The sequence below is a fragment of the Gynuella sunshinyii YC6258 genome, from assembly GCF_000940805.1.
In the GTDB taxonomy this organism is placed as follows: Bacteria; Pseudomonadota; Gammaproteobacteria; order Pseudomonadales; family Natronospirillaceae; genus Gynuella; species Gynuella sunshinyii.
This window is the reverse complement of the sequence record NZ_CP007142.1, coordinates 591,824-618,375: the sequence shown is the minus strand read 5'-3', so window position 1 is coordinate 618,375 and position 26,552 is coordinate 591,824. Positions and strand designations below refer to the sequence as shown.

Genomic DNA, 26,552 nt, shown 5'->3' with positions numbered 1-26,552 from the left:
AAATTCTGTGTCAGCTAAAAATCACAGCACCATGTGATCATTCAGTCGTCCCTCAAAGTGTATTGCCAGTTGCGATAGCGTGAGGTTCCAATTCTGTACAGGATGCGTCCATCGCTCGGACACTCTTTTGTCCGTCTGTTTTTTCGTTAGCTGCTGGTTTCCCCGATGCCTTCAAAACCGACCAGCAACAGCTGCTCGGCCAGATGCTCAATGTCATGAGCCAACGCGCCGACGCCGGCAAATTCGCCCCACTGATGGAACAGTACCAGAAGGGCGAACTGACCATGGAAATGCTGATGATGGACCTGGGTGAAAACATCAACGGCGTCACCGCCCAAAACCTCGCCATCGTCAACCAGACCCTCATCGACCAGGGACAACAGGATGATCGCACCGCCGCCACCGCCATAGGTGCCGGCATCGAAGAAATGTTCGAAACCCTCTACAACCGTGCCGGTATTGACTTCAAAGGGGACGAAGGCGGCTACAGCGCCCGGGATTTTGTGCAAAACGTCATCGACAGCGGCAAAGGCTTCAGCCTGTTCCTGCAGGACAGCAAAACCGGCAAGTTCAGTGGCCTGTATGCCAGTAACCAGGCCTTTAAAGACACCATCGACATCAACTTCTCGGCTGAGCGTTTAGCGGCGGATTATGAGTTCGGGGGATTGGAGTTTCAGGCCTCCAGCATCTCAGCCGGGGATATTACGGAACAGGACATCGCACAGCTTCTCAAAGAATATTACCAAGGCGATATTGAACGGCTAATGCAACTCTCATCCGGTGATTTGACCGATGTTGATCAACGGGTTATCGGTGTCTCTGAACAACAACTGGAGTACTTTAATAGCCATGTTCAGCGTGAAGGATTTAACGCTGAAATGTTCGGGTTAACCCCTAACCTGGCCAATCTCGGCGAAGCTTTTGGGTATTTAGATCGGGGATGGTTTAACCAACGCACCGTATTCCCAGGAAAAGAAGCTGAATTAGGGGCGTTCAATGCAGACCTGAACAGCATTTTTGACTCATATGGCTATGAAGACGATGTTCAACAATATGGCGTTTACCTACCCGAAGGCATCAGCCGGGATGACGCCATCAAAGGATATTTCCGTGAAACCGGACGATTAATGAGTGAAGAAACGATGGCGTTCCCCTTACTGGCCATCGATCAGGCCGTGGCCACCGGTGGAAACAGTTTCGTGGATGCCACTCAAGGGTATACCGAAAGTTCGCTCAACCTGGCCGCTCTGAATATGGCCAACAGACCGACAGATGAATATCTGGACGCTTCTGGCGATTACGTAAAATTCCTGGTCAGTGGCGAAATGAACCCTATTGACAGTGGCCTCGCCTTACCAGGTGCCGTCTTGAACTACTTAGGTGCGGCGACAGTAGACGGTATCTGGGACTCCATACAAACAGTCAGCAACGAATATGCTCCAAGGGATGCCCGAACACATGCCACCGCCAACCTGGTCTTTGAAGCCGCTATGTCTGCCTCTGGTGTGGGTAAAGCGGCCACTGCCGCCAGCAAAGGTATCTTGAGAGCCTCCAAAAGCCTGGTCAACGGTGTGAGGGGGGCCAAATATGGTTTAAGATCCCCGGTCATATGGAATACGGAAGCCTTTACCAGACTCAACAGTAACCCCATTGATTTGATTAAAGGCTTGCAAAGTCCATTAGTCAGACGTATTGATAAGACAGCACAAGGAGCACAGCGCCTCACATTGAATGTTGACCGTCCAACTTCAATCACTGCTCGTAATCCGGTTGATATAGCTGCTCAACGCAGACTTAATGATATTGATTTGGATCGAAATGTGTACGCTCCTGGTGAGGCTGGAGCTGCGGCTGAGATGGAGTATTATCTAGGCGGTACTCTTGACAGAGCGCCTGGTGGAACGAGTGCTGATTTTGTTGTTAATTCAGGTGATTTTGCAGGAGCAAGAATCGATCTTAAATTAACTCCAGATACATTCGATCAAGCTTCGAAGATAAATCAATATTTTGATAAAACATTTCCAAAATTTTCACAGTCTGTTGCCAATAAGCTAGCGAAACCAGATGGAGTTGATTTAATGCCTTTTGATACTAGGTTTTTGACAGAGCAAAACAAGAGCCGGTTGTTTGAGTTTGTGGAGACACTTCCGGCCAGCTCTCAACAGAAAGTAATTTACTTGGTGCAGTAATATGTCTGGAACAATTATGCTAAGCAAACAAAAAACCTTTGATGTTCGGACCGTCGACTTCAATTTTATTGTCAATATTTTACGAAATAAAGTAGGTGATACTGAGTTTGGGAAAGGGCTACTTGAAACCATCGACGTATTTGGAATGAATATGATTTGTGTTGATGAGCTTGATGCTAATGGACTTAATAAATTTGATGGTTTCTTAAAAGAGTTAGCTGCAAGTCTGGAAAAAGAAAATAAGGGATTATCTAAGTTTTTAGCAGCAGTATGTGCAGAGATCGAGTTAGACGAGAGAGTTCTTAGTAGGTAGTTCCAAACAAGAACTTGTTTAGTCAGGCTGTGTCTGCTTCGGAAGCGAAAGATCTTCTAGCTGATTCTAAACAACTGAAGGTGGATTTATTCGGTGGTGAAACATCACAGCTCAAAGGGGCTGTAAATGTTGATATTGATGCAACTATTGGTGTTAAAGCGGATATTACTGGCGGTCTAGACTTTATTCCTAATGGTTCTACTAGTCAGCTTTCTGCTCTAAATCCATATATTCCTGGTCGTAAGAACATGTTTGCGTCTGACATTTTAGCGGAAGCACATCGCATCTTGGAGCCAGGTGGAGAATTCACAATCGCTGCGACTAAAGGAAATCCATATGTCAAGATCAAACAGTTTCCATCTGAGAATCAATTGAACAATATGGGATTCGATGTGGTTAACTATAAGACCCCATTGACTCAAGTAGATAGTTACCAGAATACGTTCTCGAATGTGAGTTTCGGGCAAACAGGAGGAACGAGCCCCATTAACCCTGAAGACATGATTTCTATCATATTGAGGAAGAAACAATAATGTCCGTAATTGAAGGTTTTTTTGATGAAATCGGTTTTTTTGAGTCTGTTTGCACTTCATTTGAATGGGTTGGAGACACATTGATTGTTAGTTTTGACAAAGGTATAGATTTAGGTAGTTCGGAGCACCCCTTGGCTGATTCATTGGGTGTAGACGCCCCATGTAAATTAATCTTCGATGGAGTCGTTAAGTCAAAATTAAAGGTTTCTAAACTAGTTAATAAGCCTAATGATTTTGATGTTTATTACTTTGAGAAAAAGGATTTACCAGAGAAAAGTTCCAGTATTGATTATGAAGAGTTTTATATGGAGGGATCAATGCTTGCGACAGACCCTAATGGTTGGTTTGTTTGGGACGTGATTGCAGAGAAAGCTAAAATTGATAACCTTAAAGGGTAGTTCCAGACAGTAAACCATTAGTGTTTAGTGGAGGAAAACCAACCTTATCAAATGATTCATTTAGTCCTGATTTAGTAAATCAGAGGAGTGCTGAGTTTTACTCTCAATATGGTGATAATCCGGTAAGAGGCACTCTTTCTAATGTGGATGCGCGCAAGTGGTATTTGCAGCAGGAGGCATCTATACCTAACTTGCTTAATACATCTGAACCCTTGAGTGTTCAAGCAAGACAGGCTTTTGATTTACGTAATGAATTTAGAACAGAAGCCCGTGTCATGATGCAAGACCGCATTACCGCTGATAGACTTTTCCGTGAAGAAACAAACTTAACATTTGATGACCTTTTGATAAAAACTGAGAGTAAATTGATTAATAAATATGGAGTTTCCAATCCTACAAGTGACCAAATATTCCAAGAGATTATTAATAGTTCTCAGCGTTCCCGGCAAAGTGTTAATAAGGGGCTTGGATTATGATGAGCAATAAAGTGATTCACAGAAATGTACCCAGTGATGGCAAACCAGTTGAATACCACATCTTAGGATTAGAGGATTCAGAATTTTTTGATTCTTTAGTTAGTTTTTTCAAAAAGTATTATGATGCTGAGATTACAACTAACACTGATGGCATTAGTACTCGATCGTGGCAGTTACGAAGCAGAGGAGAGTACTTTATGCTTGAACACCATGAGGATATTGGTAATTGGTTTTATAGCTGTGAGCCTTCTGGTGATAGTCAATTGATGTCTGAGATAGCCTCTGACCTAGAGGAACGCTTGAAAGATACCCCGTATGAATATTAATCTTGAACTAATCAGATACTAGTTGAAAACCCAGCCCCCGAGCTGGGTTTTTTTAAGCCTACAGCAATAACGAAGCCGACATTCATTACGAATACAACTACAACGGCGACATGACCTTCTGGCACGACCACCACCGCAACGTGGCCATGCGCTATGCCTACAACGCCAGTGGACAACTGATCCAGGTGCAGGGTTGGGACAACTACGCATCAGAAAGCAATAAAGGCACTCAGACCACCCACCTGGAATACCAGTGGCATAACGGCAAACTCACCGCCATGCTCGACCACGTATCTGGTGAACACCAGTACTACACCTACCACAGTAATGGCCTGCGCAAAACCTGGGACGATGGTGGCACCGTGCGCACCTACACCTACAACGCCGAAGGTACGCTCAACACCCGGACTGAAAGCTGGCAGGCCAAATACGATGGCAATGACAGCGACAGCCGTTCCGTGACCGTCAACAGCCACGATGTCACCGGTCGTCTGACCAAAACCGACATTCGCAGTTATGAGGGCCGGGATGGCAAACAAACCAGCCACATCTGGGACGACATCACCGAAAGCCGTGCCGGATTAAAACTGCGTGAAACCCTGAATGGTGACAGCACTAAAAAATCAAACACCAAGACCACCACCACCAGCTTCAGCTATGACGCCAACGGTCATATGACGTCCTTCGGTAAGTCAGAAGACACTAATGGCCAGACTGAAACCGGCAACTTCCAGTACAACAACGATGGTCAAATCGTCTTCCGCCGTATCGACCCGGCCGACAAAGACCTGAAAACCCATCAGCGCAACTACTTCTATGCCAATGGCAATGCTGTCGGTGATAAAGGCACCGACGACAAAGGCCACAACGTGGTCAATCTCGGCACCGAAAGCTACAACCCGGTGAAAAACCTGGGCGACGACTTCCCGTCCAGTGCTCTGAGCAGCTTTACTGCCACCGGTGGCGAAACCCTGCGTCAGGTCGCAGCCTCCCTGCTGGGTAATGCCAACCTCTGGTTCATCCTGGCCGAAGCCAATGGCCTGAGCGGCTCAGACAGCCTGAAAGCCGGGCAGACCATCACCATCCCCAACAGTGTCGAAAGCGGCAAGATCGACTCCGAAACCCACAAACTCTACAACGAGAGTGAGATCATCGGCTCCACCATGCCGAACGTCCGGCAAAAAGCGAAGAAGAAAAAATGCGCCAGCTTCTTCATGATCATCGTTGCCGTGGTGGTGGTCGCCGTTGCCACCTTCCTGTTACCAGGTCTGGGGACTGCCCTGGCCACGACACTGTTCAGCGGACTAGGCGCTGCCGCCACCGTGGCCGGTTATGCCCTGGCCGGCGCCATATTGTTTGCCGGCGCGGAAGTGGTACGCCAGGGCGTAGGCATTGCCCTGGGATTGCAGGAAGGATTTGACTGGAAAGCCGTTGGCAAACAGGCCATCGTCGGTGCTCTGACCGGAGCCGCCGGGGGGTTTGGAAAAGCAGCCGAAACTGCCAGCAGCCTGGCCAAAATCCAAAGTGTGGCCAAAATCGCCCAACCGGCCCTCAAAGCAGCTGCTGCTGCGGTACAGGCCATGGATGAAAACGGCCACATCACCAACTGGAGCGGTGTGGCCCTGGCCGCCATCGGGGCCAGCGAACTGACGGGCAAAGGCGCGCTCAGCACCAGCCTCAACTTCATCAAAGAAAACAGCAACTACATCAGCCCCTGGCTGAACCTGGCGGAAACCGCCATCCGCAACGATGGCAAGCTTACCGCCGGTGACTGGGTTGGTGCCATTGGCGGTACGATTACTGCCGTGATCGACAGCCATGTGGGCACCACCACCAACCAGCAAGGTCAAACCGTCACCAGCTATACCCTGGATGCCATCGTCAACCGCAGTGCCCTGAAAACCATTACCGCCGGAGCATTGAGCCTGATCGATGAAGACGCCGCCTACAGCTATTTCGAAAACGCCGTCGGCTCTGAAGTCGGGAACTTCATTGGTGGTGGTATCACCAAAGCCATCGGCAACAGCGACTGGTATCAGAACTGGAATAACCAGGTACAAACAAAACTGTTACAACAGCGTGCCGCAGATCAGGCACGTTTCTATCAAAGCAACCCCGATGCCTTCAAAACCGACCAGCAACAACTGCTCGGCCAGATGCTCAATGTCATGAGCCAACGCGCCGACGCCGGCAAATTCGCCCCACTGATGGAACAGTACCAGAAGGGCGAACTGACCATGGAAATGCTGATGATGGACCTGGGTGAAAACATCAACGGCGTCACCGCCCAAAACCTCGCCATCGTCAACCAGACCCTCATCGACCAGGGACAACAGGATGATCGCCCCGCCGCCACCGCCATAGGTGCCGGCATCGAAGAAATGTTCGAAACCCTCTACAACCGTGCCGGTATTGACTTCAAAGGTGACGAAGGCGGCTACAGCGCCCGGGATTTTGTGCAAAACGTCATCGACAGCGGCAAAGGCTTCAGCCTGTTCCTGCAGGACAGCAAAACCGGCAAGTTCAGTGGCCTGTATGCCAGTAACCAGGCCTTTAAAGACACCATCGACATCAACTTCTCGGCTGAGCGTTTAGCGGCGGATTATGAGACAGCTGGCGGAGCACTGGAGTTTCAGACCTTGGCCGGGCTTAACCTGCAATCACTCGACGCAATTCAGGCACAACTGATGGCTGACCCAACCATCAGTGAACACCTGAATAATTTAAGTGACGAGGAACGGCAAGCATTTGTGCAAAGCTGGGCGGATATACAGAACCTGCCAACCATTGACACATTACATCTGTATCCAGCGTCATATGGAACGATAACCCCCATGTCAGATATGGAAGCGTTTTTTACGTTCAACAAAGCCGGACAGTTTATAAAAGGGTTAAGTGAAGCACCTGGCAATATTGCCAATGGACTCGGAACACTTGCTGTCGAAACAGGATTGACGGTCAGTGATGCGGTCGGTGAGTCTTACACAGCCGCCAGCAACTTAGTGACCGGTGAAAACGCCGAATATCAAAGTGACAGCTGGGTAGGCCAGAGCATCGAAACGAACGGCGTGCTACTGACCGGAGGGAAAATAATAGGAGGCACCGTGCACGGCGCACTCAGTCCACTGAAAGCATTCGTGGATGGTGATTATGAAGCTCTGGGTAGTAGTGCTGGCGAATTCGCAGTAGGATTCGGTGTCTCCAAGGCACTGGGCAGGCTTGGATCTGCCGCAGGTCGGGCGGCTGATGATGTGCCTGTTGTTACAGACAGTACGACTCCTACACTCTATAAAGTAGAGTCAGGGGGTATCCGTGGCGAAGTTCCGCTCTCAATAGAACAAAGAGCGCAGGTCGAAAGTTACTTGTCCAATTTCGACCTAAAAGATGTAGACATACGGTGGGTCGATGATCGCAACCTTAATACAGCATACGGAGATATGTTCGGTCAGCAAATTTTGAACATTGGTTCAGATGTAGTCCCTGGCGATGTTGGTATAGGTACATTAACGGCTAATTCTCGCATAAGTATTAAAGGTACCCTTGCGCATGAAATTGTAGGGCATCAGGAAGCTTTAGTTGCTGGAAAAACACAGGATCTTCTACATTTGGAAGAAGCCCAGGCAAGTATTCGTGCTGCCCGTTTTGCCCCGGACCTCACTTCGACAGAGCGAGTTACATTGCTTAGGGACGCCATTACTCGTTTGCAAAAAGCGCCAGATGGGCCAGTCAAAATTAGAGATGTAAAAGATTTACTTTATATTCAAAACCGATAAGGATTTAGTCAATGGATCTAATGATGGTTAAAGATGTAATGCTTGGGAAAAATGGAAAAACTATTCTTACGGGCCCCCTTCTATTAGAAAGTTTTTCTCGCAGAAGTGAAGTTGAAAAGGCATTTGGAGAGCGGGTGCTAGTATCCAATGATGCAGGTAAGAGGTTATTTGTGCCCGTGTCTGGAGTTTCTGTAAGTCAAGCAATGTCAGGTAATTGGCAAGTAAGTATTGCTATAGATTATCCTGAAAACATGCACAAGATAGCACTTGATAGCTTAGTAAGCAGTTAATGGTACAACCACTGCGCATTGTGAGACTCTGGGTGGTGACACTGTGAACTTTGGCCAGCCAGAAAGAGCCAAAGAATTTGCTCTAGTGAACAGAAATGGCGATGCGACAATCACTGCTGTTGATGTTGATACAACATTGCTTGATAAGCTAAGAGCAACGTCTGTTCATGATTTGACAGCTGCAAAATCAAACCCTCTTGCTCCATTGCAAGTAGATATTAAAGCCGCAGATCAATTTGGATTGCGAACCCCAGAACAAATTCAATGGCTAAGGGATTCATTAGATCCTTCTACGGTCAGAATTGTTGATCCCGAGGACCTATAGGATTATTAGGATTAATTTATGTCAAATGTATTTATCGTGCCCTTTCGAGTGAAGGCTATGGAAAATTCAATAATGCCTTCAAATGTTAGTGAGGCATTTATTAGTTGTTATGCGCAAGGCAGTAGTTATGTTGAAGCCACTGAAAGAGCCTTAAAAAAGTTGGCTAGTGATGGATTGCATGTAGAAGAAATTCTTCAACCAATACACGAAATGGCAATTAGTGACTGGAGTGAGCACATAAAGCAGCAGTGGCCTGATTATATCGATAACTTGCCAGCGCAATCAGAATTTGAGGGTGCTGTATTATCTGGTCAAGTTGTATATGGTTTATTTGGATCGTATAACCCGGAGTGATTGGTTGAGGTTAGTCATTGATGTTTAAATGATCCCTAATAGTCTTAGAAGAAATAGTAAATTCTTCTTCAACTGGTAGTCGCTCTTCCGCGGCTGCCAGCTCTCCTTGCTCAACCAGTCCATGTATCTCAGTCGCCAGGTCAGTTACGTCAGTGATTTGCTGAATCCACTCGTTCACATAGAGTGGAACGGCTTCATTGGTAAGTCCGATCTGAATCGCGCGATACTCTAACGGTTGTAAATGTAAGTCACGTTCCGGATCCCACTGAATACGAACTGGCGTGGCTTTTTTTATTTTTAGCCACTCGTCTTTGTTTTTATATTTGTTGGCATCATGGCTCAGTAAGCTGTTTTCTAAGGCCCACTCAAAACCTTTTCGCGTTATGTCAATAGCCAAAATCCGCTTTTGCCCCGCATCTTTTTTGCCCCAGCCAGCGCGATACATCATCCAGAGGAATGAGGGTTTAATCCACGTCATGCGTTCCATCTTAAACGGTGGCGATTCAAATGTGCCATGTTCAAGCGCAGAGTCAGCAATAGCGTCGCTGTAAGCCTGATAAACCCGAATAGTTTTATCATCGTAAACCGCTCGAATCTGGCGAGTTGGAATAGTCATTCGATACGTTACCTGTAGAGCTGTCCAAGGTTAATAGCGAGATTATCAATTGTTTTGTGTTCGATGGCGTTAGTGTTCGTTTCGAAATATCAGAAACTAATGGCAAAAATATCTGCCTGAAAACCAGCAAATGTAACCCATTCTGTCACAACGGGCTTTGGCTATATTCATCCGTAGTATGATCATGAACGATGCTTCAGTCTAATCTGCTGTAGTAATCAAAGCACTCCAATCTCCCTCGCTTTTAACGCAGCTTCGGTACGATTACGAACTCCGGTTTTTTCCAGAATCATGCTGACTCGGTTTTTAACGGGACCTTCAGCCAAGAACAGGCGATCAGCGATTTCTTTGTTACTGAAACCTTTGGCAATGAGTGCAAGTACTTCTTTATCCCGTTTGGAGAAAACCACAGCTTCAGCAGCTGGTTTATGCTCCGGGTACAGTTATCGTTGTGCTCTACCAGTTCATCAATGAGTTTTCGGTTTTCTTCGATGACTCTGCGGGATTGCCAGAGTATTTCGGAAAAGGCAATGAAGACCAATTGATCCGGCAGCAGGTCGAATACGAAATCCCAGTTTGCCTGGCCATGCGAGACCAGGACAAAAGGCAGATGGTTCATCAGCAGTAACAGCAGGTACGATAAAATCGACAACGGTCTTGGAAGCTGCGCTGACAGCGTCAGAAGGATAAAAAACGCAAACTGCAACACGCCGGGCACTGGGTTCAGGAGCATCCCCGTCATGGCGAATACTGCTTCGACAATCAGAACAGCCAGAATCATGTAGGGAGACCAGCGATTTTTCCATTTTCCAATCGGCAGTAACAGGGCGAAGACCATCGCGCCTATACTCCAGGTCCAAATGACGGTCACACCTGCTGTGTACATACGAATGAGCGCCTGAAACAAGGTTGCGTAGATAAATATGCGCAGAGTCCACAAAAGCGCCGGATTCATATCAACTTTCCGCATTGAGTTCCAAATAATGTTTGAAGTAGCTAAAGGTCCTGCCAACCAGAACTCCTGTAGACAGGCCGGTAATGGTAAAAAAGACAACTTCGAACCCTATATTCAACAATTTATCAGGAGCAATGGCGACCATTACCCCATAGGTAAATTTAGCCATAAATATTATTGGGAAGATGATCAGAAATGTGACACTGCCTTGAACCATAAGCCCGTGACGATCTGACAGCTCTGCAATCGGTGGCGGGGTTAAAAAGCAGAAACTGATTGTTGCACCAATCACCACTGCTATCAGCCACACAATCCCGATTGATGGAAATTGCTGAGAGGCATGTATGAGAGACGAAATACTCAGATAGAGGAAAAAACAGGTGGGCAGCACATTCCTGCGAATGCTGATCTTGCGGGGTTGAAGTCCCCTGTTTCCAACGGTCAGACCATAGGCTAATACCAGCCAAGCCCAGAAAGGTGCGCCGCTAAGAATATCGATCATTGAGATCATAATAAAACCTTTGGGTGTTTGTGATTGACCGTCCCAGATTAGGTGCAAATGGCGAGGATCAGCAGGTACCAAAAGTCACGGTGAGGTCACTGTTTAGTCACTGTGCCCCTGAGTATGACTGCCTGGAGAGCCAAATATGGCATTTTCATTGAGCTGGGCCGGGTATTCCCGAACGGCCCGTACAGGTGATGATTCAATTACCTTAGATCATTCCTGAGGGTTCATGGCAACTTATGGATTGGTTGCTTTCACAGGTAAACCAATGGTCTGGGCCATGACGGCTTCGTTCAGAACTTTCTATTTCCATACATCCGGAGAAACTGCTTTTCCATCCTTAAACAGGTGGGTAAAAGATAAGTCTGCTGAGTCGGTTTGACTCAAGAGATTGACTGCGGCGTGTCCACTCTATGCCTTGGGAATATGTAGTTTTTATTGTGCATTTGAAGAATTCTTCGTTCAGGCCAATGGATGGTTTTTATCATTTAGTTAATCCCCTCATTAAGTCACGTAGTCTGAATTGGTTTCAGGAACCGGTGTTTGGCGTTTTTTCTTTCTTTAATTTCAATAACTTATCAATGCATCAACTTCATTCAGGTGTTCGTCAGGCACAGTGATTGCGTTGTTGTAAATATTCCGTCGATGCGGAGTTCATAACAATAACCATTACAATCGCAGGAATCTCGATGTCAATTGATCAGCTAAACACCATACTTCAACAAGCCGCAGCAAACCCACCACCTGAGAATAGTTCTCCAATAGAGTTGCGTAAGTGGTTTGAAGCCGCCTATGCAGACTTACCATTACCTGATAGCGTCATAATGGAAACCGTTAGTCTTGGGCCTATCGGCGGTGAGTTCTTTCAGTTTCCCGGCTGTGATAACCGGAAACTGGTGATTTACTACCATGGCGGTGGTTTTATGTTTGGCTCTACCCGTACTCATCGCACAATTTCCGCCAATCTGGCCCGGGTAACCGGAACCAGAGTGCTCAGTGTTGATTATCGATTGGCTCCTGAGTTTATGGTACCTACGGCACATGATGATGCTTATGCTGCATATGTATGGGCACTTGAGCAGGGTTATAATGCCGGGAACATTTCTGTCGGTGGCGATTCAGCGGGTGGTAATCTGGCGCTCTCTACGGTTGTACGGGCGCGCGATGAAGGCTTTAAACTGCCCGGCAGCCTCATTTTAATGTCACCGGCACTGGATTTTGCCGATGAAGGCGGATCCCACAACACCAAGGCTGATGCCCCTTTGCTCAACAAAGAACTGGCCGGATTGTTTACCGCCTGCTATCTCGGCAATACTGACCGACACGACTCCAGAATTACCCCACTTTATGCAAATCTGGCCGGTCTACCGCCTGTTTTGTTGCATGTGGGTACCAGAGAGTTTCTGCTTGATGACACTCTGACACTGGCTGAACGACTTCACGCAGCGAACGTACAGGTGGACCTGAGAGTGTGGCCGGGTATGTGCCATTCCTGGCAGCTATTTGCACCTTTTCTGGATGAAGGTATGGCTTCTATCGAACAGGCAGGCCAATTTATCAATACTCACTTTAAAGCAAACAGTAACCAGTGAGGCACTTCAAGAGAGCGACGACGAACAGAGTCACAACCATCATGGGTGTATAAGCTCTCGCATATCCGGCGAGGTACTTCCTGTGCCTCAATCACCGACCAGCCTGAATCCGCTTCAGGCGAATGGGTCTCAGGTTTTTGCTTTGCCCTGGTTTCCTCACCTGTATTACTCGATTGATTCTCACTCTTGGGTTTCCAGGCTTCTGGTATTCTATGAGCTGATAAGATTTGTCTATCCAAAAAAATGTTATCAAGAAAACAATAAAACTTATAACCCAATAATTTTTATGGTTAATGTGTTTATTCGATCACGATATTTGTTTTTGCAAATAGATAATTTTGATCAATATCTGACAAAAAAAAATATTTGCCTTATAGTGTCATCGACATTTTGCTGTTGTTAAATTCGCTCACAATTCTATCTGGCAAAAATTTAAACGTTATCAACTACTCATCCTTCTGACATCGTTGTTAACTGCCAGCATAAGGGAGATAAGACTGTGAAACTAGCGCGTCAACTCAAAGTGCATGCAATGCATATCGAACATCTGCTGATTAAACCCTACTATCATCTCTCCAAACAGTCTTATATAAACCTGGTTTATTATCGTATTCGGAACTGGGGGGATTTGATTAATCCTGTATTGGTGACCAAATTTGGTATAAGGGCCAGACTCATTGATATTGATATGCGAAACAAATATTTGAATGATGATAACCATTCATTAACTAATGAATATATGGTTATCGGTAGCATTCTGCAGCATGCCAACTCACATACTCAGGTTTGGGGAAGCGGACTAATCAGTGAGCACTCAAAGCTAAAAGAATCCCCACGGCACATTCATGCCGTCAGAGGACCTCTCACACGAGCTGCACTAAAACTGCAGGGAATAGCGTGTCCGGAAATATATGGAGATCCAGCATTATTGTTACCCAGATTTTTTCCAAATGAACAGAAAAAACGCTATAAACTTGGGATTATCCCTCACAATGACCACGCTGGATTTCCGTTTCCACCGCAACTGACAGAAAACGACGATATCAAGATTATCAGCTTGAGAGATGGTTTCAAAAATGTCTTGGAAACCATACAGCGTTGCGAAAATATCGTATCCAGCTCATTACACGGATTAATAGTAGCGGATGCCTACAATATTCCATCCAGAAGACTGGTTTTTAATGGAAAGTTGTATGGTGGCGATTTCAAGTTTTCTGATTATTATCGCTCTATCAAAATGCCAGATGAGATACCGGTATTCATTGATTCAGATAGCACAATAGACAGTTTGGTCAATGCATGTACTCTCAAAGATATGAATATCGATCTTGAGTTACTGGAACAGGTGTGTCCTTTTCGTTCAGAGGTACATGATCAAGATTCTTTTTGAGATTCTGCTTTCCCTTTCTAATATCAGTGAAAGAAAAAAGCATGAGTTAAATGCACAATCACCGATTGAGGGGTAATAACACGTTGATATTTAATCGCATACCAAGCTTCGCTTAAGGTCATTCCGACAGATTCCAGCGTCTGTCGTTTGGTTTAACCGTTACACGCACCCTCTTTTGCTGCCCCTTCCATCTTGACCCGAATCAGATAAGCTTCTACACAACTAAATAATGTTGGTTTTCCAAAGACTCACCCATGAAACCGAAGAATCCACTCAGTCAGGTCAGTGATTATGATCTGCGTTTGTTGCGTTTGTTTAAGACCGTTGTGGAGTGCGGCAGTTTTTCTGCGGCGGAAAGTGTTCTGGGAATCACCCGTTCGGCGGTCAGTCTGCAAATGGCCGATCTTGAGAAACGTCTGGGCATGCGCCTGTGCCAGCGGGGTCGGGCTGGTTTTGCTCTGACGGACGAAGGTCGCGAGGTGCTCAGGGCCAGTGAGGTGTTATTGACGGCGGTCGAAAACTTTCGCAGTGAGGTCAATCAGATCAATCGTCAGCTGAAAGGTGAACTCAATATCGGCATCGTCAATAATCTGGTAACACTGCCGTATATGCGTATCACACACGCGCTCAAAAAACTGCGCGAGCAGAGCGACGAAGTACGCATCAACATCAGTATGAGTACACCGGGTGAAATTGAACGGCGGTTGTTTGATGGCCGGCTGCATATTGGTGTGATCCCTCTGGATTTGCCGTTATCGGGACTGGAATACAATGTCTTGTACACCGAGCGCTCAAGCCTCTATTGCAGTCATGAACATCTTTTTTTCGGACCTGCCGAAAGCCTCGATGTCGGGCAATTGAAGTCTGTTGATGCGGTGGCTCCGAGTGATCGCATGAACAGCGATGTGGTCAACCTGCATCAGCTGCTCAATTGCACCGCCACGGCATCTGATCGTGAAGGGATTGCGTTTATGATCCTGACGGGCAGTTATATCGGTTTTTTACCGGATCACTATGCCGCCAACTGGGTCGACAAAGGCCAAATGAAGGCATTGCTGCCACAGCAGTTGTTTTTTGAATCGCGACTGGCAACGGCTACCCGCAAAGGACAACGGACTAACCTGATCGTGGAAACCCTGCAGCGGTTTCTATAAATCTCATAGATAAGCAAATACTTACCTGAAGTTTATAAAGTTTGTATTTAAATCACCTAAAGACCCGTTCAATCTAGTAACCTGGCAATGCAGACTGCCGGTTTCCAGATGATCATGGAGGTATCGCCATGGACTTAGCCGTTTAACGTCAGGAGATTTTTTTAGAATCCCGCAGATGTTAATGGGTGACATCCAAGTGGACCACGAAGATCTGTTTGCATGCCAAGTCGATAGTGTCCAAATGTTTGTCTAATAGCGGGTAAAATCATGTCTAATTCTTTTGCCGGGCTGACTCAGAAACAGCTCGATGCCTACTGGATGCCCTACTCCTCAAACCGGCAGTTCAAAGCCGATCCCAGAATCATTGTCAGCGCTGCCGGCAGTTATCTCACGGATGCCGACGGCCGTCGTGTGTTCGATGCGCTGTCAGGTCTGTGGACCTGTGGTGCCGGTCATTGCCGTCCGGAAATATCCGAAGCGGTCGCCAACCAGATCAAACAGCTGGATTATTCACCCGCATTTCAATACGGCCATCCCAAGGCGTTTGAACTGGCAGCCCGCATAACTGAACTGACACCGGCTGGACTGGATCATGTTTTTTATACCGGTTCGGGATCAGAAAGCGCCGAAACCTCACTCAAAATTGCCCGTGCCTACTGGCGTAAAAAAGGCAAACCCAGTAAGACCAAACTGATTGGCCGGGCCAAGGGATATCACGGTGTGAACTTCGGTGGCATGAGTTGTGGTGGTATCGGTGGTAACCGCACCATCTTTGGCACCGGTATCGATGCGGATCATCTGCCGCACACCTTATTGAAGGAAAATGCATTCACCCGTGGCATGCCGGAAACCGGAGCCGATAAAGCGGAAGAGCTGTTGGAACTGATCGCGCTCCACGATGCCTCCAATATCGCCGCCGTGATCGTTGAACCGTTGGCGGGTTCTGCCGGTGTGATTCCGCCGCCAAAAGGGTATCTGCAACGACTACGGGAAATCTGCGACCAGCACGACATCCTGCTTATTTTTGATGAAGTCATCACCGGGTTTGGCCGGATGGGATCCTATACCGGGGCAGAGGAATTCGGTGTCGTACCGGATATCATGAACGTTGCCAAACAGCTTACCAATGGCGCAGTGCCCATGGGCGCGGTGATCGTCAAGTCCGATATTTATCAGACCTTTATGGATCAGGGCGGCGCTGATTACATGATCGAAATGCCGCACGGTTACACATACTCCGGTCATCCGGTGGCCTGTGCTGCAGCTCTGGCATCCCTCGATGTACTCAAACACGACAATCTGATTGGGCGGGTCCGGGAAATGAGCCCGGTATTCGAAAACGCCCTGCACAGTCTCAAAGGCACGCGCTATATCCTTGATATTCGTAATTACGGTCTGGCCGGTGCCCTGCAGATCGAACCTTATCCTGGAGAACCGGCACTACGGCCTTATGAAATTGCCATGAAGTGCTGGCAGAAAGGTTTTTATGTCCGCTATGGCGGCGACACCCTGCAGTTCGGGCTGCCTTTTATCGTCGAGGCCGAGGAAATTGATCGCCTGATCAATGCAGTTGGCGAAGCCATTAACGAAGTGGGCTGATTTACCCATTACCTTTTTTATCCGGCCGGTAAGGCTGGATTTTTTTGTTTTGCTGAAGAGGTTCAATATGCAAACCATCGGTCATCTCATCGGCGGTTCAATCGTCACCACCGGTGAGCGCCACCAGGATGTTTATAACCCATCCACTGGCACCCCCTCAAAACAGGTATTACTCGCCAATAAGGCCACCGTCGAACAGGCCATCGCTGCGGCTCAGGCGGCCTATCCGGCCTGGCGAAACACCCCTCCGGCCAAACGCGCGCGAGTGATGTATCGTTTTCGGGCCCTGCTCGAACAACACGCGGATGACATTTGCCGACTGATCGGCGAAGAACACGGCAAAATCATCCACGATGCCATGGGAGAACTGCAACGTGGTATTGAGAATGTCGAATATGCCTGCGGGGTGCCAGAACTGCTGAAAGGCGAACACAGTAAAAATGTCGGCCCGGCCATCGATTCCTGGAGTGAATTCCAACCCTTGGGCGTGGTTGCCGGCATTACACCGTTCAACTTCCCGGCCATGGTGCCACTGTGGATGTACCCGATTGCCATTGCCTGTGGGAATACTTTCGTGCTCAAACCATCCGAACGCGATCCAGGCTCAACGCTGTTTATTGCCCAGTTGCTACAGGAAGCCGGACTGCCGGAAGGAGTACTGAACGTGGTCAATGGTGACAAGGAAGCAGTGGATACCCTGCTGGATGATCCTCGCGTTCAGGCCGTCAGTTTTGTGGGTTCGACACCCATAGCGGAATATATTTACGGCCGCGCCAGCGCCAATGGCAAACGTTGTCAGGCACTGGGGGGCGCCAAAAACCACGCCATCATTATGCCGGACGCTGATCTGGATAACGCCGTTAATGCCTTGACCGGTGCCGCGTTCGGTTCTTCCGGCGAGCGCTGCATGGCCTTATCAGTCGCAGTTGCCGTGGGTGATGAGATTGCCGACGCATTGGTCAGCAAAATGAAAGCTCAGATGACGGCTTTGAAAGTTGGAGCTTTCAGCGACAAAGACAACGATTTTGGCCCGGTCATTACCAAAGCCCATCAGCAAAAAGTGGTCGGTTATATCGACAGCGCTGAACAGCAGGGCGCAGAGGTAGTGGTTGATGGTCGTAAACCCGTAGTCACGGGATATGAACAGGGCTTTTTTGTCGGTGGAACCCTGATTGATCGGGTCACCGCAGAGATGGTCTGCTACCAGGAGGAAATTTTCGGCCCGGTACTGTTGGTGGTTCGTGTGAATAGCATGCAGGAAGCCATGGACCTGATCAACGCCCACGAATATGGCAATGGCACCTGCATTTTTACCCGGGATGGAGAAGCCGCACGCTATTTCAGTGACAACATTCTGGTTGGCATGGTAGGCATTAACGTACCGCTGCCGGTACCGGTCTCCTATCACAGCTTTGGTGGCTGGAAACGTTCATTGTTCGGTGACCTGAGCGCCTATGGTCCTGATGGCGTGCGCTTTTACACCCGCCGGAAAACCATCACCCAGCGCTGGCCATCCGCCGGCGTGCGCGAGGGAACCCAGTTTTCATTCCCGTCCTGAGCGCAACCTGAACGGGAGGGCTCTGTCCTCCCGTTCAGCTCTCGGTTTTTGATTCTCATCCTCTCACCCTTTGTGCTTCCCTTTACGTGGCAATTATGGCGGATTCGGATATCTGCATTTATCATCGCCTCCTCAATCAGCGCGCAACGCATATTTGACGGCAGCCGTGGCAATCGTCGTCGAAACAGGACAGCTTTTTACATGGGACAGTCGTATGACAACGGAAAACATAATCTGCGGAATAGACCTTGGCACCACCAACAGCCTCATCACAGTCTGGCAGGATGGCAAAGCCCACATTATCGCCAACAGCCTGGGAAATCACCTGACACCTTCGGCCGTCAGTCTGGATGACAACGATACGATTATCGTCGGGCAGGCCGCCAAGGAGAGATTGACGGTTCATCCTGATCGCACAGCTATCAATTTCAAGCGCTTAATGGGAACCAATAAGGAGATAAAGCTCGGAAAGCGTGCGTTTCGGGCTGAAGAACTCTCCGCGTTCGTCATCCGTTCACTGCTACAGGATGCTGAAAGTTATCTCGGCCATAAAGTCACAGAAGCGATTATCACGGTCCCTGCCTACTTTAACGATGCTCAGCGCAAAGCCACTAAAGTGGCCGGAGAACTGGCCGGTATTCGCGTGGAACGATTGCTCAACGAGCCGACCGCTGCGGCGATGGCATATGGATTACATCAGCAGAAAAACGAAAGCCGGTACCTGATATTCGATCTCGGTGGCGGTACGTTTGATGTCTCCATTCTGGAAATGTTTGACGGCGTGATGGAAGTACACGCAAGTGCTGGCGATAACCAGCTCGGCGGAACGGACTTCACATCGGTGCTGGCTCAGCATGTGCTCCAGCAGATCGATCTGAAGGAACTCGATCTCAACCAGAAAATGTTGCCACCCGAGTTTTTGCAGTACCTGCAAATACAGGCCGAAAAAGCCAAGCGGGAAATTTGTCAGTCCGGCAGCTGTGAGCTGACCATTGTCTGGCGCGACCGGTCAACCCGGTTACAGGTAACCGAAGAAACCTTTGAAAAAGTGGTTGAACCACTGCTGGACAGACTGGTGCTTCCGATCAAAACAGCCCTGCGGGACGCCAAACTGCGGGTGTCGGATATAGACGACATTGTTCTGGTGGGCGGTGCAACCAGAATGCCCTGCATCAAAAAGCTGGCAACCCGGCTGTTCCAACGTTTTCCCGCCACCGGTGTCGACCCCGACGAAGTGGTGGCGATGGGAGCCGGCATACAGGCAGGATTAAAACTGCGCGATGCCATGCTGGACGACCTCGTACTCACAGATGTCTGCCCATATACCCTGGGCATCGAAGTCGCTTACGGCGACAGCCAGAAAGGGGGATACTTTTCGCCCATTATTGAGCGAAACAATTATATTCCCGTCAGTCGGGTGGATCGCTTTTCCACCATCAGCAATTTTCAGAAGTCCATTGAAATCAATATCTACCAGGGAGAAAGCCCGTCGGTCAGCGATAACATTTTCCTGGGCAAAATGGACATCAAAGTACCCAAAGCTGAGGCCGGTCAGGAGCAGGTCGACGTTCGTTTCACCTACGATATTAATGGAATACTTGAGGTGATCGTCACGGTTGTCAGCACCCGGGAAAGCCATCAGCTAATCATCGAAGGCAACCCTGGTGTGCTGACACAGGCAGAAATTGCCGAACGGCTGAAAGCATTGGAAGCCATTAAAATTCATCCGCGTGAGTTACAGGAGAACCTGGTTCTGATCAACCGGGCAGAACGGCTTTACAGGGAACATCTGGGCCACGCCAGACAACAGATTGGCAACTTACTGGCAAACTTTAATGCGGTTCTGGACAGCCAGGACCCCAAAGCCATTATCGCCGCACGCAAACAGATGACGGATATTCTGGACCAGTTTGAGGGCGATTTTACGTTTTAAGGCGATGAACTGTTGGCAGATACTGGGTATTGACCCCACCGATAATAAACGCGATATCAAACGCGCCTATTCCCGACTGTTAAAAGACAACCACCCGGAAGACAAGCCGGAAGCCTTTCAACAGTTGCGGGATGCGTATGATCAGGCACTGGCCATGGCCGAGTTCGTCGTTGACGAAGTTGAGGACGAGGATGCCCCGAACCCGGATGATACGGATCAGACCGCGCAGCCAATGGCTCAACCGGTACACGACTACCTGGAGCCTGCCACTGAGGTACCAGACCGGCAACTCGCCATTGATGCAGAGTCGGCCCGCATTGACCAGGTGGTGGCGGACATTATCAAACGGTTGGACGTAGACAGCCAACAGGCCATTGAGTTTCTCAGCCAGATACTCAAAGAGGAAGACTTTGAGGCACTGGATATTCGTTATGAACTCGAAGGCCGGCTGTTAGAGCGCCTGGTACAACAATTACGGTACGATTTTGAATTTACCCGGTTCCTGGAAAAAGCCTTTCACTGGCGCATGGACCTGAACAATCCCCACGACATTCTGGTCAATCATTTCCATGAAGACAGTGACTATCACTGGAGCTACCAGCGGTACGCGAAAATTTACCTCAATGACTTGATCCGCCGGCAGGTGACCAATCATTTCAGCAACAAACTTTCTGCTGCAAAGTTCAGGCAGTACCAGCAACTGGAAGCGTTATTGTTTTACCCGGACCGGTTTGAGCAACTGAAACAGTTTTGTCGTCAAGACGATCATCAAAAACTGGCGAAAAAAGTCCACCAATATCTCCAGCAGCAAGGTCTTCGTGAGTATCAGATTGCCGATCTTCCGGTGAACAACATTAATATCCTGATGCAGCAGACTTTGAAGCCAGACAATGAGTCGCAGGACACTAGAAAGGCGATCGTGTACTGGCTCATATTTATGTTTGTCGCTCATCTTATCTTTTATTCTTTTAAATTCGCGATGAACAAGGATGAAGACACAACCCCTAAAGAAAAGACGGCACTCGTTGAGGAGACAAAGCCAATAGCCTCTGATGATGGTGCTAAGAGACTCATCTCTCAATCTCATCTGAACCAAAAACTGCAAGCGCTCAGACCGCTTGCTGAAAACGGCGATGCCCAGTCTTTATTTGCGGTCGCCCTGTATGATCTCTACAACACTGACAACCCAGGTAACACCGGGCGGGACGATGCCGCAAGCATTGCCATGCTGGAACAAGCCGCCGCCCAGCATCATGCTGATGCGCTGCGGGTATTGGGAATCCTGTATCTGTACGGTGACAAGGTCGAACGGAACGTCGAAAAAGGCCACCAGTATCTGCAACAGGCAGTCGATCTGGACAATGTCGTCGCCAGCCGGCAACTGGCACTTGAATATCTGGATGGCGGGAATCTGCAACCTGACTATGAAATGGCCGCAGAATTGCTGGCGTGGATACCTGATTCTGAAAAACGCCCGCTGGATGCATTCTGGCTTGAAGAGTTGTTCCGTCATGGCTATGGCCTGCAATGGCAACAACAGTATCCGCAGGAAGTGCTGAACCGTTTGCAAGCGTCTGCCAGCGATAATGACATCAACCAGTTTGCCTGGGAGTTGTCGGTGCTATCCACCGCAGGAATAAGCAATGGAACCCTGGCCATTAAATTGATGCACGGAATACTGTCGAAAGGTCAAAGCCGTAACTGGGCATATTTCGATACCCTGGCAGCCGCCTATGCACGTACCGGTCAGTTTGTAGATGCGGTGCGGAATCAGCAGAAGGCGATCAAGTTACTTCCCGAAAACGTTTCCCCCGCTCAATTGGCTCTCATACAAGTACGTCTCATGCACTATCAGAACCATCAATCTTATCGGGAACGTCTTAATTTCGTATCTATTCGCGATATGCCCGCATTTCCCTGAACTGCGTTTATTGACCGCCATCCCGTTCCACCAGGATGACATCAATCACCTCGGCCACTTCGGTGGCCTGGGGATGGCTGATACGTCGTTGCAGCAACTTGACCGCAGTCGCAGCCAAGCTCTCACAAGACTGGTGAACGGTGGTCAGCTGGTAATTCAACCAACCAGCCTGCGCCATGTCATCAAAGCCGGTGATCCTTATGTTTGCGAGTACTTGCTTACTCAGTGAGGCTTTTAAAACATCGATCACACCGATGGCCAGGTAGTCGTTCAAACACAGGATGCCGTCGGGCTGCCCGGTCAGTTCGAGCACTTTTTGGCCGGCCTCCACACCGCCCTGATAGTCATGCCTGGCCACCCGAATCACCTCATACGGCATGGATACCTGGCGGCTAAACAGATGTTCCCGCTCGCGAATGCTGTAGGAATTACCCGCAGTCGTGACCAGTACCAACCGCTGACAATGATGGCGCTGGTAGTAGTCCAGCAGTAATTCCATACCCTTGGCGTTATCGCACAACACCCGATCCACTTTCGGATGTTGATCGGCTTTGTTGATCAGGATGACCGGTACCTGATGCTCGATGCAGTTGGTGTATATTTCTGCCGGTGGTGTATCCGAGGTGATGATGACCCCGGAGACGCTGTAATGCATGAGCATGTCGATGACTTGTGAACAGTCCCGCTTCTCGCCTGTCGGGATTAACAGCGGCCGATAATTATATTGCAGCAGAGTCTCGGTTAAATGCCGTATCTGGCAGGCACGGAACGAGCTGTCGATGTCAGCCACCACCACACCGACGATATCCGAACGCTGCTGATTCAGTCCCCGGGCCAGATAATTGACCCGATATCCGAGTTTATCCGCTGCCGCCTGCACTCTGGCTCTGACCGCCGGAGAGACGTAGCCGTTGTTGGATAACGTGCGTGACACCGCCGCACGCGAGACACCGGCGGCTTCCGCCACATCCTGGGCAGTGACGCGTTTGATCCGGCTCATTGGCGGTTCAACCATTGCTGATAGGCCCGTTGAAACAGAAACGGGTCATCCAGGTTGACCAGATCCGGCCTGAGTTCGATCACCGGTAAGGCATCTTCAATGCGGTCCGCAAAGAAACGGATCATGACCTGAGCCCCACGGGCGCGGCATCGATCCATTTCTGTCAGATCATCAATGCGGTAGTCATATTCGACCACTGCGGGCGTCCCACTGGCCAGCAGGGTCTCCAGATCCGGAAAATCCTGACGCCGGCGCATCACCCGGGCCTGCGGGTAACGATGCTGAATCTGATCCAGATAATCACTGTTAAAACTCCAGAAAAAACAGCTTTCCAAAAGTGAGTGATTACTTACTTCAGAAATTACCTGGTCAACATCAACCTGTTTGAGTTCTACAAACAGCTGACGCTGATAGCGCTGAATCAGATGCAGGTAATCACTGAACAAGGGTATGCCCGCAGACTGATAATCCTGATGAAACCAGCTTCCGGCATCACACTCTGCCAACTGCCGGGCGGTGTAGTCAGACACCGGTCCCATTAGATTGGTGGTACGGTCCAGGGTCGAGTCGTGAATGACCATCAGTTGTCCGTCCAGACTGGTATGCAGATCCAGTTCAATGACCTGCGCCCCCATGCACAACCCGAGTTCAGCCGCTGGCAGGGTATTTTCCGGCGCAATCCGATGGGCACCACGATGACAACAGATGGCAATCGCATTGGCGGGATCCGGTTGGTAAGTATTCATTAACTCCGGATTGTTGGTACAGATGGCCAGTACCGGCAACGTTAACAAATGCGCCAGTTCCGCAGGTCTCTCCTCATGCCATAAAACCACCGCCAGCTGTTGCTCCTGCGCCTGACGAAGTAATGTTTCAGTGACCCGTTGATGGGGATGCCGATCTGCTTTTTCCCAGCACAGATGCACAATATCCGCCTGGGCGGTGGCAGCTTTGATCAATGGATCTTCACTGACTGCGACCATGACCGCCAATGGATACGGGCAGGCCTGATCCGCCAGCATGGCAATGGCATCGGCATCAAAACCGGCAATGATGGCCTTTTCGAAGCGTGCTGTTTGTAATAACCGGACCACTTCCGGTCCGCTGCCTGGATCTTTCAACTCAATATACAGGCCACTGTCTGTGCGTATTGCCAACTCAATAACCGCAGCCAGGCTTGGGAGTTGTTCCCCATTAGCCAGTGGATACTGTTGCAACTGTTCATAACTCAAGGCATCGATGCCGATATCCTGACCGGTTGCATGTCGCAGATGATTGTCATGGCTGACCACACAGATACCATCGGCCGACCGCCAGACATCAAGCTCCCAAAAGTCAGCATTCATCCTGGCGGCCAGCTGAAAGGCCTCCAGGGTATTTTCCAGACGATGCGCACTGGCACCGCGATGGGCAATGCACAATGGCTGGCGACGGGACGATTGCTGCAACTCCAGCAATAATGGCTTAACCGGCATGAATCAGATCTCCCTGTTCATCGAACACCAGAATATGGTGGGGATCGATATCCCAGTGGACACTCTGACCAACACCGTAATGCAGGTTGACCGGCTGGATGGTGCGGATGACACTGCCATCGGCCAGGGTCAGGTCATACAGCAGTTCCCGCCCCTGATTCTCGATAAAACTGATCGTGGCGGTATTGGCACTCTGTGGTTCCAGGCGTACATGTTCAGGTCGCAGACCCAGCCTGACCGGCTGATCACTGTAGCTGTGCAAAACCGGTAACGGTAATTGAACATCAGCTTCAAGACTGCGGAAGGTTCCGTGCTCCAAGTGGCCGGACAGAAACGAAGTCGGCGGATTGCCCATAAATCCGGCCACATAATCATTGGCCGGAACCTGATACATCTGCTCCGGCGTATCATATTGCAGCACTTTGCCATCACGCATGATGGCAATGCGGTCACACATGCTCATGGCTTCCACCTGATCGTGGGTCACCAGTACTGCGGTAATGCCGGTCTCCTGCTGGATTCGCCGGATTTCCGCCCGCATGGTGATGCGCAGTCTGGCGTCGAGATTGGCCAGCGGTTCATCCAGCAGCAGCACCTCCGGACGACGGATCATGGCCCGCGCCAGAGATACCCGCTGCTGCTGACCACCCGACAGTTCTGCCGGTTTACGTCCAAGCAATCCTTTCAGGCCGACCAGTTCGGTCATTTCCTGGACCTTCCGTTTAATGTCAGCTTTGGCTTCCTTTCGGATCATCAGCGGAAAACCGATGTTCTCTTCCACGGTCATATGCGGGTAGAGCGCATAAGACTGAAAGATCACCCCGACGTTACGTTGCTGAGGCGGTTTGCCGGTGACATCCTCACCCGCCAGCAGCAGCTGACCCTCATCGATTTTGTGGATCCCACTGATGGCAAACAACGTTGTGGATTTACCACAGCCGGATGGTCCGAGCAGTGCGATCATTTCCCCACTCTCAATGTCCAGATTCATATTGTCGATGACGGTGGTCTGCCCGAATCTCTTGGTAAAATTACGTATTTGTATACCCATCAGCCCTTGGTACCTCCACCGTACATATTCATCAGTTGTTTTTGGAAAATCAGGAACAATGCAAAGACCGGCAGCACATAAAACAGTCCGACCGATTTGAACAGCGCCATATCAAAATGACTGTCATCGGCGATCAGGCCGGCCAGATACACCGATAACACTTGCGCATGATTTCCGGGTGCCAGTACCTGGGGCAGGATGTATTCACTCCAGCTGGCCAGAAATGAAAAAATCGCCAGTGCGGCGAGCGCCGGTTTAATTTGCGGCAACACAATTTTGCGCCAGGTATAAAAACGGCTGGCACCATCCTGGATGGCTGCCATTTCGATCTCCCAGGGCACCGTGTCGTAAAACCCTTTCAGAATCCAGATCCCCAGCGGCAGTTCCAGAGAGGCTTTGATGATCACCACGCCGGCAATGGTGTCGTACAGACCGACATATTGCAGAATCAGAAAAATGGCGATCAACAGCGTCACGCTGGGAAAAGCGTGTAACACCATTGCTCCGCCCAGCAGGATGCGACGACCGGGGATATTCAATCGTGACAGCGCGTAGGCAGCGCTGGACGATAACAACAACACCAGCGTGGTGGTGATGGTGGCAAATATGATCGTGTTCAGGGTTACCTGCCAGATATTGGCGCGCCCCGGCAGGTCCTGCCAGAGAAAACGCCAGTGCTCCAGGGTAAAACCACGGGGCATCAGCGACCCTGGCTCACTGATGGTAAACGTGTCGATCAGCAGATACAGATACATCAGTGCCAGCGGTACGCTGAGGATACTCAGAATGACAAATGGCAGTTTGGCAGAGCGCATGACAATACCTC

Annotated in this window: 25 protein-coding genes; 17 read left to right on the top strand and 8 right to left on the bottom strand. The window is 49.3% G+C overall.

Translation table 11 applies throughout. The features are described from left to right. Positions 1–146: 146 nt before the first annotated feature. Positions 147–509 (bottom strand): hypothetical protein, encoded by a 363-nt coding sequence (locus YC6258_RS29480; RefSeq protein ID WP_144407541.1) that lies wholly within the window; start codon positions 507–509, stop codon positions 147–149. Between YC6258_RS29480 and YC6258_RS02800 the strand changes: the two genes are divergently transcribed. The 10 genes from YC6258_RS02800 to YC6258_RS02755 all read left to right on the top strand — a co-directional run bounded on the left by YC6258_RS02800 (position 504) and on the right by YC6258_RS02755 (position 8,977). After that, positions 504–2,189, top strand: coding sequence for a hypothetical protein (locus YC6258_RS02800; RefSeq protein WP_144407540.1), 1,686 nt, complete (start codon positions 504–506; stop codon positions 2,187–2,189). The two genes, YC6258_RS29480 and YC6258_RS02800, sit on opposite strands and share 6 nt — an antisense overlap. A 1-nt stretch (position 2,190) precedes the next feature. After that, positions 2,191–2,502 (top strand): hypothetical protein, encoded by a 312-nt coding sequence (locus YC6258_RS02795; protein WP_144407539.1) that lies wholly within the window; start codon positions 2,191–2,193, stop codon positions 2,500–2,502. 29 nt (positions 2,503–2,531) lie between these two features. After that, positions 2,532–3,035 (top strand): hypothetical protein, encoded by a 504-nt coding sequence (locus YC6258_RS02790; RefSeq protein ID WP_144407538.1) that lies wholly within the window; start codon positions 2,532–2,534, stop codon positions 3,033–3,035. Continuing rightward, positions 3,035–3,433 carry a hypothetical protein gene (locus YC6258_RS02785; RefSeq protein WP_044615694.1) on the top strand — a complete coding sequence of 133 codons (399 nt, stop codon included), beginning with the start codon at positions 3,035–3,037 and terminating at the stop codon, positions 3,431–3,433. The genes YC6258_RS02790 and YC6258_RS02785 overlap by 1 nt, the downstream gene beginning before the upstream one ends. Positions 3,434–3,453: 20 nt before the next feature. After that, positions 3,454–3,909, top strand: coding sequence for a hypothetical protein (locus tag YC6258_RS02780; RefSeq protein WP_144407537.1), 456 nt, complete (start codon positions 3,454–3,456; stop codon positions 3,907–3,909). Continuing rightward, positions 3,906–4,235 (top strand): hypothetical protein, encoded by a 330-nt coding sequence (locus YC6258_RS02775; RefSeq protein ID WP_044615692.1) that lies wholly within the window; start codon positions 3,906–3,908, stop codon positions 4,233–4,235. Before YC6258_RS02780 ends, YC6258_RS02775 begins: the two co-directional genes overlap by 4 nt. A 110-nt stretch (positions 4,236–4,345) precedes the next feature. Continuing rightward, on the top strand, positions 4,346–8,008 hold the full coding sequence (locus tag YC6258_RS30120) for a LysM peptidoglycan-binding domain-containing protein (protein ID WP_052830018.1): 3,663 nt from the start codon (positions 4,346–4,348) through the stop codon (positions 8,006–8,008). Between the two features lie 11 nt (positions 8,009–8,019). Then, a complete protein-coding gene (locus tag YC6258_RS02765; RefSeq protein WP_044615691.1) occupies positions 8,020–8,298 on the top strand; it encodes a hypothetical protein in 279 nt (92 codons plus the stop codon). A gap of 43 nt (positions 8,299–8,341) precedes the next feature. After that, on the top strand, positions 8,342–8,623 hold the full coding sequence (locus YC6258_RS02760) for a hypothetical protein (protein WP_044615690.1): 282 nt from the start codon (positions 8,342–8,344) through the stop codon (positions 8,621–8,623). Positions 8,624–8,641: 18 nt separating this feature from the next. Continuing rightward, the gene (locus YC6258_RS02755; RefSeq protein WP_044615689.1) at positions 8,642–8,977 is read left to right on the top strand and encodes a hypothetical protein; all 336 of its coding nucleotides are present in this window, start codon (positions 8,642–8,644) and stop codon (positions 8,975–8,977) included. Positions 8,978–8,987: 10 nt separating this feature from the next. Here the strand turns inward: YC6258_RS02755 and YC6258_RS02750 are convergent, their stop codons facing one another. The 3 genes from YC6258_RS02750 to YC6258_RS02740 form a co-directional block, all read right to left on the bottom strand. Beyond that, complete coding sequence (locus YC6258_RS02750) at positions 8,988–9,593, bottom strand: DUF4291 domain-containing protein (protein WP_044615688.1); 606 nt, start codon at positions 9,591–9,593, stop codon at positions 8,988–8,990. A gap of 218 nt (positions 9,594–9,811) precedes the next feature. After that, positions 9,812–10,003, bottom strand: a complete 192-nt coding sequence (locus YC6258_RS31285; RefSeq protein WP_211264617.1) for a helix-turn-helix domain-containing protein — start codon at positions 10,001–10,003, stop codon at positions 9,812–9,814. A gap of 546 nt (positions 10,004–10,549) precedes the next feature. Beyond that, a complete protein-coding gene (locus YC6258_RS02740; RefSeq protein WP_044615687.1) occupies positions 10,550–11,059 on the bottom strand; it encodes a DUF6622 family protein in 510 nt (169 codons plus the stop codon). Positions 11,060–11,742: 683 nt separating this feature from the next. Here YC6258_RS02740 and YC6258_RS02735 point away from each other — a divergent pair. The 7 genes from YC6258_RS02735 (at position 11,743) to YC6258_RS26945 (ending at position 22,200) form a co-directional block, all read left to right on the top strand. Then, positions 11,743–12,645 carry an alpha/beta hydrolase gene (locus YC6258_RS02735; RefSeq protein ID WP_044615686.1) on the top strand — a complete coding sequence of 301 codons (903 nt, stop codon included), beginning with the start codon at positions 11,743–11,745 and terminating at the stop codon, positions 12,643–12,645. A gap of 628 nt (positions 12,646–13,273) precedes the next feature. Continuing rightward, positions 13,274–14,035, top strand: coding sequence for a polysaccharide pyruvyl transferase family protein (locus tag YC6258_RS02730; protein ID WP_169748922.1), 762 nt, complete (start codon positions 13,274–13,276; stop codon positions 14,033–14,035). 254 nt (positions 14,036–14,289) lie between these two features. Next, positions 14,290–15,189: a LysR family transcriptional regulator gene (locus YC6258_RS02725; protein ID WP_044615685.1), complete on the top strand. Its 900-nt coding sequence runs from the start codon at positions 14,290–14,292 to the stop codon at positions 15,187–15,189. 267 nt (positions 15,190–15,456) lie between these two features. Next, positions 15,457–16,788 carry an omega-aminotransferase AptA gene (aptA, locus tag YC6258_RS02720; protein ID WP_044615684.1) on the top strand — a complete coding sequence of 444 codons (1,332 nt, stop codon included), beginning with the start codon at positions 15,457–15,459 and terminating at the stop codon, positions 16,786–16,788. Between the two features lie 67 nt (positions 16,789–16,855). Continuing rightward, the gene (locus YC6258_RS02715; RefSeq protein ID WP_044619674.1) at positions 16,856–18,346 is read left to right on the top strand and encodes a CoA-acylating methylmalonate-semialdehyde dehydrogenase; all 1,491 of its coding nucleotides are present in this window, start codon (positions 16,856–16,858) and stop codon (positions 18,344–18,346) included. A gap of 214 nt (positions 18,347–18,560) precedes the next feature. Next, on the top strand, positions 18,561–20,279 hold the full coding sequence (locus YC6258_RS02710) for an Hsp70 family protein (protein ID WP_211264616.1): 1,719 nt from the start codon (positions 18,561–18,563) through the stop codon (positions 20,277–20,279). A 4-nt stretch (positions 20,280–20,283) separates the two neighbouring features. Then, complete coding sequence (locus YC6258_RS26945; RefSeq protein ID WP_052830015.1) at positions 20,284–22,200, top strand: SEL1-like repeat protein; 1,917 nt, start codon at positions 20,284–20,286, stop codon at positions 22,198–22,200. Between the two features lie 7 nt (positions 22,201–22,207). On the opposite strand, the gene YC6258_RS02700 is transcribed toward YC6258_RS26945, so the two are convergent. From YC6258_RS02700 to YC6258_RS02685, 4 genes are read right to left on the bottom strand one after another with little or no spacing between them, the layout of a single operon-like run. Beyond that, positions 22,208–23,200, bottom strand: a complete 993-nt coding sequence (locus YC6258_RS02700) for a LacI family DNA-binding transcriptional regulator (protein WP_169748921.1) — start codon at positions 23,198–23,200, stop codon at positions 22,208–22,210. Next, positions 23,197–24,675 carry a glycerophosphodiester phosphodiesterase gene (locus YC6258_RS26940; RefSeq protein WP_052830014.1) on the bottom strand — a complete coding sequence of 493 codons (1,479 nt, stop codon included), beginning with the start codon at positions 24,673–24,675 and terminating at the stop codon, positions 23,197–23,199. Before YC6258_RS26940 ends, YC6258_RS02700 begins: the two co-directional genes overlap by 4 nt. Next, complete coding sequence (locus YC6258_RS02690) at positions 24,665–25,726, bottom strand: ABC transporter ATP-binding protein (protein WP_044615682.1); 1,062 nt, start codon at positions 25,724–25,726, stop codon at positions 24,665–24,667. Before YC6258_RS02690 ends, YC6258_RS26940 begins: the two co-directional genes overlap by 11 nt. Further along, entirely contained in the window at positions 25,726–26,541 is an 816-nt protein-coding gene (locus YC6258_RS02685) for a carbohydrate ABC transporter permease (protein WP_044615681.1), read from the bottom strand. Before YC6258_RS02685 ends, YC6258_RS02690 begins: the two co-directional genes overlap by 1 nt. Positions 26,542–26,552: the final 11 nt, after the last annotated feature.